A 7,988-nucleotide genomic window follows, 5' to 3' on the forward strand; every position below is an offset into this window, starting at 1 on the left:
TGCCGCCCGGCTGCGGCGCGGACGGACCATGCCGGCGAGTCGGCATTCCGAATCGCCGTGCTCAGCTCTTGATCGTCGAGGAATGCCATACCGCCAGCCTGCCAGGAGCCCCGAAGATCTCCAGATGATTTTCGTCAGCCTCGCTGCTACCTCGGAGTTCTCCCGCGCCCGCAGGTCAGCCACTTCCTGCCGACCTGATCGCCCCGGGGCAAGGAGTCCTCCTCGCGCAGGCAGGGGTGATCTCGGCCGGGCCCGACGGCCAAGACAACTCTGCTCGCCCCGCGCCTCGTGGTCAGCCGCTGGCTGTGTTGTCCGCGGACAACACGGGATGCCTCATTCGAAGCGCCCTGCCGGCGAGGCTCTCGAGGATGGAGTCGCACCACGGTGCCGTCACCGTCCGCCGTGATCGAAGCCACTCCTTGACACCTCCACAGACCAGGCCGAATCGCAACGCTCGACAAGCCAGTCAAGAAATGGCAAAGCCGTCAGAACAGTGCAGGTCGCGAAGGGTCCTCCCCGTGCAGCCGGGGGTCGGCCGCCGCGCTCTTCGAGGCGGCTGTAGCCGCCACCGTCCTCCCCGCGCGGGCAGGGGTCAGTTGCTGGTGGTTGCGGGTTGTTCGTCGAGGAGACCGCAGGCGAACGGGAAGGCCTCCAGGAACTCCCTCCGACCCGGGTCCGTCTCGACCGCAGCCAGGTCCGCGAGCATGGTGAGGAACCGGTCGCGCTGGCCGTGCGGCAGCCGTGTCAGCACCCAGCTCACACTCTCAATCACCCTCACCGCGGCATCGGGGTCCACCTCGTCGTCCTCGCAGCTGTCGAGGAACCGGACGATGTCCACGACCAGGGGGTCGATACTGGTGAGCTCGCGTATTCAACTGCCGCCAGTTCCCAGCGTGGGTCAGCTCTGGGGTAACTGTGCGTCGATCGGGACCTGCGTGCCGATGTCACCCCAAGGCGGGCGACGCCGATACGGTCGTCACGTATCAACGCTGAGAGCAATGAGGAGATCACCGTGCCTGTTGACCCGAGCGACCCGGAAACCTTTCAGGAATAAGACGACGACACGGCGGAGCTCTCTGAGGAGGCACCCGAGTACAGCGACGTCCGGCAAAACCGCGACGAGCCGCTGACCCGTGTCGACCTGGATGCTGCGGAAGCTGACGCTGTCGAGGAGGCCCAGGTTGTTGCGCTGGACGTGGACGACTACCGGTAGTTCCTGCAGCTCACGAGGGCTCTCGTACTCGGCTGTCGCAAGTTCTCCGAGGAGTCCAGCCGACGGGTGACCTTGTGTGATCGACAGTAGCGTATCGGCTCCACGTTCCGCCGGTCTCCCTGAGGAGGCGGCTGGTGGTCTTGTCGTGGTAGCCGAGGGCGTCCGCGACGACGGGGGCGGGCAGCTGCTGTGAGGCAGCTCGCACAAGCGCCGCCGCGCCCACTCCAGGCGCGTTGGAAAGACCTGAAACACCTGCAGCTGCGCGCATGGGGCGGCACCGACTACGACGCCCTCCAAGTGATCGCATAGGACGCGGTCACCCTCGCACCAAGCAGCCTCTCCTGGGACCTGGCCCTCGGCCCCCGCAACACAGCCCCGGAATGGCCAAATGGGCCGAGATGACCGTCGACGAGGTGAACCAGGCCGTAGAGCAAGGCCGGCCGGCCGGGCTCATCGGCCACCACGAGACCTTCCTGCCCCTATGGCAATTCTCCGACAACAGACCTGCCGCGCAGCCGGGAATCATCGTCACCCGCGTCCTCAATGCGTTCGTCGAGGGGATGAGCAGCAACTTTTCACCCGACCTCGTGGTGCTCTGGGCTGCCACCGAACAAGAAGAACTCGGAGACCGCGAGCCCCGCTCGATCATGTTCGTTGAGGAACCGGACCTCCTGGAATGGTCCGCCAGACGCGCCGTGGCGGAGCTGACCCACTGACCTCCAACAAGCCCCTGGTAGAGGTCCGTGCGAATAGGGAAGCCCGAGCTCGCGGCCTGACTCTGGACGCATGCACCGGATGATGCCCGCCCTCGGCCTGACGACGGTGGACGGCCGCGTCACGTACCGCGGCACGGAGCTATGAACACCCGCGGAGGACAGGGCGCCACGCGGAGAGCAGACTGGAGTGGTAGGTAGGCGATCGACCGAGGAGCGGCGATGTCTGCGTTCGATCCCAATCTGATCTGCACACGGATGATGCCTCACTCATCCACCACCCGATGGGTCCGGCTGACCGATCCTCCCTCCGGAAACATGTCTCTCGACGTCCAAGGCGTCAATCCACTCGTCTCGGTAGGGGAGATAGTCGTCTCCGAGACCTATTGGCGGCACCTGACGGCCGACGAGATCCACGAACTGCCCGAGGACCAGCGGGACGACCCGGCCCAGCACCTCGTCCAGGACACCCGGGTCGTCGTCAGAGGCCATGGTACGCAGTCCGTGCCCGTGGAGCCCGATCAGGACGTCGACATCGAACTCCTGTGTGAGCACACGTCCGGCGACGGAGCCGAGAAGTGGTATGTGGGACGCCTCGTCGCCCACTTGCCCGGCCCTGCGACCAGTGAGCTGCCGCTGTACTTCGCGGTCGGCGGCGACGGCGTGGAACCGCACGTCTCGGAGGAGCAGCTGAGTGTCTGGCTCGACCCGGGCCAGGAGAGAAACCTCTCCTTCTCGATCGACAGCGCTCCGTCCGGCGCCGACGTACGCGCCTGTCTCATCGGCGGTGAGCGGACCATCCGCTCCTCGGAGATCCTTGTCGAGAAGGAGCAACAGCTCACCTATGAACAGGCCCTGCAACTCGGGCTGCTCGACGGCATGACCGAGGACGAGCTGGACGTGGTGCGGGAGAACGGCCTCAGCCGCATGGTGCAGATCGCGCACGCCGCGGGCTCGAACCCGGTTCGGGTGTCGTCTGGGAACCAGGTCAGGGTGAACGTCGCGTGCCGGGCCCCGGAGCACGGCGGCGGCGTCGAGCGGGCACACGTGGCGCTGGTCTCCCCGCAGTGGAAACCCGTCACCGTCCCCGTCACCGCGGTGGTCCAGAGTGTGTCGGTCTCCCTGGACAAGGACAGGTTCACCCTCGCCCGGGCCGCGCGTGCGGGGCTCGACGTCACCGTGTCCTCGGGGCTCGGCACCGCGGGATACGTGATGTTCGAGCTCTGGGGAGGCGACGACGTCGTGAGCCTGCCGCCGCCGGCGCCTCTGGTCTACGGGCCCCAGGCGAAGGTCCGCACGTGGATCCCGATGTCCGTCTCTCCCACCGCGTCCCTGGGCCCGGCCGACCTCCGGCTGGTGGCGCTGTTCAGCGCCGGAGGCGCGGAGGACGCCTTCACGACCACCTTGGACTTCCACGTCACGGTCGTCCCGAGCGCGACAGAAGTGCGGGTGAGCCCGACCGCCATCGGCGTGCCCACAGGATCATCCGGCCTGCTGACGGTCGCCGTGCTCTCCGGCGGAGGCTCCAAGGAGGTCGAGCTGACCCCAGGTCCGCTGCCGCCGGGCGTGCGAGTGGAATCGGCGACACTGTCTCTGGGCCCCACCGACACCGAGGTGCAGCGTGTACTCCGGATCGACGTCGATCCGGACAACGCCAGTCTCGTGTCGAGGCAGCCCGTGGCGATCCGCTGGAAAGCCAGCCACGGCCAGAGCGGGACCGCGGTGTTCCGGCTGACCGTCCTCCAGCAGTCCGAGTCGAGGACGTTCTCGCAACCGATCGTCACCCCGGCGGGTGTCCCGCTGGCCGGGCGCGCCGAATTCGTGATCAACAGTGACGGATCGGCACGGTTCAAAGGATTCATGCGGGCCACAGGACTCTTCTCGTACAAGTTCACCGTCCGAGCCGTCCTGCAGTCGCGCAGCCGCACCGTGGTGCTCATCCACCAGAAGTCGGAGCGGGTGTACGGGACCGACACACCCGGCCCGCGTCAGTTCGACTGGGACGATGACGCGAGCGCTCAGGTCATCGCCGACCTGTGGCCCGACTTCCGGGCGGGTTCGATCGCGGTGAGCCGCAGCTCGGACATGATCGGTCCGATCGGCGGCGGCGCGGAGCTGATCGGCGATGTACTGGAATTCGCGCTCGGGTCCGCGCTGCTCCTCCCCTTCGGGCCGGCTGGCCAGTGCCTGGCCGGCCTGGTCTTCGTCGGCAGCGAGATCGGCGACATCGCCGACACCTCGATCATCGGACCGGGAGGTCTGGTCGGTGTCCTGGTGGCCGGTGGCGTCGCCTTCCTCGTCAGTCCCACCCTGATCATCCCGGCCTTCGTCGGAGGAGCGCTCATCGGAGATGGTCTCGTGGGAGACCGCGGACTCGAAGCGCCGGAGAGGGCGGAAGCCGAGCAGGTCTTCGGGGACACCTTGCCGTGGGACCGCATCCGGCTCACCGATCTGTCGGGGCCCGGAGGAAGTCCGGTGACGCTGCCCTCCTACGGCGACACCATCCTCGTCAACCTGGGCGACGGGTTCGACAGCCCGCTGAACTGGTCCCCTCCGCCGGGGGCGGTGCCCTTCACCACGAAGCCCGGACAGGTGTTCATCCACGAACTCACGCATGCCTGGCAGATCGCACACAAGTCCTTCAAGCTCGAGTACTTCTGGAAGGGCGCGGTGGATCTGTTCAGCGGCTTCACGAGTGCCGTCGGCGGCGGCAACCTCCACACCGCCTACTACTACGGGCCCGCCGGAGAGCCGTGGCGGCACTACGGGCTGGAGGAGCAGGCGTCCATTGTCGACGAATGGTGGGCGGGGACGACGGACAGGTCGTCCCAGTTTGCCCCGGGCTTCACACGACCAAGGAAATCCGAACAGGATCCCTACTTCCGCTACATCTCCGAGAACCTCCGCATGGACGAACCCCTGTGACCACGGCCGGGACACCGCTCGTTACCCGGCGCCGGCGCCCCGCGTCAGCCCGCCGGGCGCACCCGGGTCGAGGACAGGAGCGGTGGCCCCGTGGGCCATACCGCTCGCAGGTCCCGGCGGAGCAGGACGCCCGCCACCGGGACCGCGACCAGCCAGCGGGAGGCGAGTTCCTCGGCGATGGCGAGCTCGCTCAGGACGGCCGGGCTGGCGGCGCTGACGGCCGCCGCCTTCACCGCAGTCGTGGAGGCGAGCTTCCAGGAGCGGCTGAGACAGGGGGTCGATACTGGTGGGCTCGCGTATTCAACCATCGCGAGTTGACCCACCTCGTTCCGGTATTGCTACTGAACGTGACAGCCCTGGGGGGAGATTCTGGGTGTCAGGGGCATCCGGTTGGATGAGCACGTGACTTGTCTATGACGTAGCTCGCCGGCTCCCTTCCATGGCTGACCTGCGGAACCTGTGCCGCTCACTGGCGAGGCTCGATGCGATCTTGAGCCCGGACTGGGANGACTGGGAGGGCCGGTACTACTCCGTTCTCCCCGCGCACGCGGGGGTCAGCCGAGGACTTTCAGGGCGGCGCGCTGCTGGTCTCCGTCCTCCCCGCGAGCGCGGGGGTCAGCCGTCCACGGACTCGACCACGGCCTCGGGGACCCAGCCCCCCGGGGGTCCGCGGCCGGTAGCGTCGTCGCGGGGCCGTCATCGCCGGGTCGTCATTGTCGGGTCGTCATTGTCGGGTCGTCATCGCCACCGGCCGACGGACCGTCATGACGGTCGACCGGGGAAATGATCGATCGAACGCGTACCGCCCCCTGTCCGCAGTCGCCCTCGACGGACAGAATCACCCGTATGACAACCGCCACGGTCGCACCGCCCACCGGTGCCGCTCCCCTAGACCTCGCCAGGGGATTCCTGACCGGCGGCGTGATCGGGGTGTCGCTGGCCGCCTTCGTCGTCGGCTGCACTCTCGGCAAGGTCCCGCTGATCGTCGCCGGACCGGCCCTGCTCGCGGCCTACGCACTGCTGTTCCGCCTCGTCGGCGCGCCGCGCCGGGCCCGGGAGGGCGCCCTGGCTCCCCTCACGGCACTGGCGCTGATCGACGGACGGGAGATGCGCACGGTCAAGGAGACGGACGTCCCGGTGCGCTTCGACCTGACCGTCGCCCCGGACCTGGCGCCCGCATTCCGCATCCGGATCACCCAGGACGTGCACGTCTCCGAACTCACCGACTACCGGCCGGGCACGGTCCTGGTGGTCCGCTACCCTCCGGACCGGCCGTGGCTGCTGCGGATCGTGAAGCGGCCGACCCCGGAGTGGGAGGACCGGGCGGCCGGCGCCGTCCTGGAGCCGGCACCCGGGCCGGCCGTGGTGGCAGATCGCCAGGACGGCTGCGCCTGGAGCCTGACCACCCTCCTCGGGGTGCTGCTCGGCGCGGCCGCCGTGGTCCTGTTCATGCGGGCCGAGCTGTTCGGGAAGGACACCGACGCGCCCGCTGCCCAGCCCGTCCCCGTCACCTCGTCGAGCACGAGCACGAGCACGAACACGTTCTCGGTGACGGCCACGGTCGCCTCCTCGACCACCGGCACGGTGGCCTTCGGCCCCGGACGGTCGGTGCTGGACCGGGGCGTGCTGCGGGAGGCCGTCGAGTCGCTCACCGGGGGCGGGGACGGCAGGCGGGCGCTGACCGTCGTGGCGCGGGAGCAGCTGCTGACTGTGGTGTTCGCCCCCGCCGGTGTGAGCGCCCCGGCGTTCGACCCGCGGTCGCTGCCCTTCGACCGGTTGCCCGCGCTGGTCGAGGAGGCCAGGACCACGCTCGGTGTCGACGCGCCGGGCACCTGGCAGCTCTCCGCGGAGCGCCTGGCCGGTGCGCTCACGATCAGGATCGGCGTGACCGGGGCCGGCGGCTCGGCCTCGCTGGAGGCGGACGGGCGGGGCGTGGTGGTGCGGCGCAGCCCGGCCCGTTGAGGGCGCGCAGCAGCGGTGGGTCGCGGTGGCGCGGGCCGGTGGAGCAACGGGCCGGGGTGGCACCGGCCGGTGGAGCAACAGGCCGGTGGAGCAACGGGGTCGGAACGGCAGGAGGGACGGGCGATGGGGTGGCACGGGTACCTGGCGCTGTGGTGCGGGGTGCTGGGCGCGGTGGCGCTGGTGGGGTACGGCAGGTCGCTGGCCGGGATGACACGCGAGCAGCGGGCGGTGCGGGTCCCGGGACGGATCGAACAGGTGCGGGCGCCCCGGCACGGCGGCTCCCGGCGCGGCGGAATCCCGGTGGTGGTGTCCTACCGCGAGCCGTCCAGCGGCGCGCGGGTCGTGGTGACGAACGACGGGGAGCACGGCGAGCAGGGTGAGACGATCACCGCCGCGTGGACGGGCCGGGAGATCGGGGTCCGCTACCCGCGGGGCAGGCCGCACGACTACCGGTTCACCGCGGACCCGCAGGCGGGCGGTCGCGGGCTGGGATGGCCGAACACGGCGCTGTTCCTGCTGTACGCCGGTCTGGTGGTCGCCGCCGCGGTCGACCGCGGCTGGCCGTGGGCGCTGATCGGCGTCTGCGGGCCGTGGGCCCTCATCGGCGTCTGCTACCTGCCGGGGAACGTGCGCGACACCAGGCACCGCCGTGAGCGGCTGGCCTCGATGGTCGCCGTCGAAGGCCGGATCGTCGCGGTACTCCGGGACGTCACCACCGACGCCGAGGGCAGCACCTCCACCACGGTCACACCGGTGGTGGCGTTCACCACCCGCGAGGGCGCGGCCGTCACCGCGCACTGCGACACGGGGGTGCCGGATCCGGCCGACTCGTACGGGCGGCACCTGACGGTCCACTACCCCGCCGACGACCCCGCCGGATTCGTCCTCGACCACACGGCCCAACAGCGTTCGGTGCGCTCCGACATCGCAATCAATGTGGTGTTCCTGGTCCTCGTCGCGGCAGCGGCCGTCACGGGCGTCCTGCTGCTCTGACCCGACGACCCGACGTCGGGACCGGGTCGTCCGGCGGCTCCGCAGGAGTCGGCTCCCTCGGAGCCGGGTCCGCATGGCCGGTCTCGACCGTGAGCGAACCGGAACCGGGCCCGCTCAGGCGGCTCCGGGGGGGGATCACCCGGTGGTCCGCCCAGCCGCGCGCGCCGATGGCGAACGGGAGG

The 7,988-nt window shown here is 69.7% G+C and carries 5 protein-coding genes and 1 pseudogene; 4 read left to right on the top strand and 2 right to left on the bottom strand.

Features of this window, described 5'->3' with window-relative positions:
* Nucleotides 1–592: 592 nt before the first annotated feature.
* Nucleotides 593–838 carry a hypothetical protein gene (locus VR45_RS39245; protein WP_234326624.1) on the bottom strand — a complete coding sequence of 82 codons (246 nt, stop codon included), beginning with the start codon at nucleotides 836–838 and terminating at the stop codon, nucleotides 593–595.
* 773 nt (nucleotides 839–1,611) lie between these two features.
* Here VR45_RS39245 and VR45_RS39250 point away from each other — a divergent pair.
* Nucleotides 1,612–1,929, top strand: coding sequence for a hypothetical protein (locus tag VR45_RS39250; protein ID WP_045944748.1), 318 nt, complete (start codon nucleotides 1,612–1,614; stop codon nucleotides 1,927–1,929).
* A gap of 219 nt (nucleotides 1,930–2,148) precedes the next feature.
* Nucleotides 2,149–4,851, top strand: coding sequence for a hypothetical protein (locus tag VR45_RS43150; protein WP_159394535.1), 2,703 nt, complete (start codon nucleotides 2,149–2,151; stop codon nucleotides 4,849–4,851).
* Between the two features lie 44 nt (nucleotides 4,852–4,895).
* Here the strand turns inward: VR45_RS43150 and VR45_RS39260 are convergent.
* A pseudogene (locus VR45_RS39260) lies at nucleotides 4,896–5,124 on the bottom strand (LysR family transcriptional regulator); the annotation flags it as partial.
* A 573-nt stretch (nucleotides 5,125–5,697) separates the two neighbouring features.
* On the opposite strand from VR45_RS39260, the gene VR45_RS39265 reads away from it, so the two are divergent.
* Both VR45_RS39265 and VR45_RS39270 read left to right on the top strand, forming a co-directional pair.
* Nucleotides 5,698–6,813 (top strand): hypothetical protein, encoded by a 1,116-nt coding sequence (locus VR45_RS39265; protein ID WP_045944750.1) that lies wholly within the window; start codon nucleotides 5,698–5,700, stop codon nucleotides 6,811–6,813.
* Between the two features lie 123 nt (nucleotides 6,814–6,936).
* Entirely contained in the window at nucleotides 6,937–7,806 is an 870-nt protein-coding gene (locus VR45_RS39270) for a DUF3592 domain-containing protein (protein WP_045944751.1), read from the top strand.
* The last annotated feature ends 182 nt before the right edge of the window (nucleotides 7,807–7,988 follow it).

Source organism: Streptomyces sp. NRRL S-495 (assembly GCF_000966955.1).
Taxonomy (GTDB): domain Bacteria; phylum Actinomycetota; class Actinomycetes; order Streptomycetales; family Streptomycetaceae; genus Kitasatospora; species Kitasatospora purpeofusca.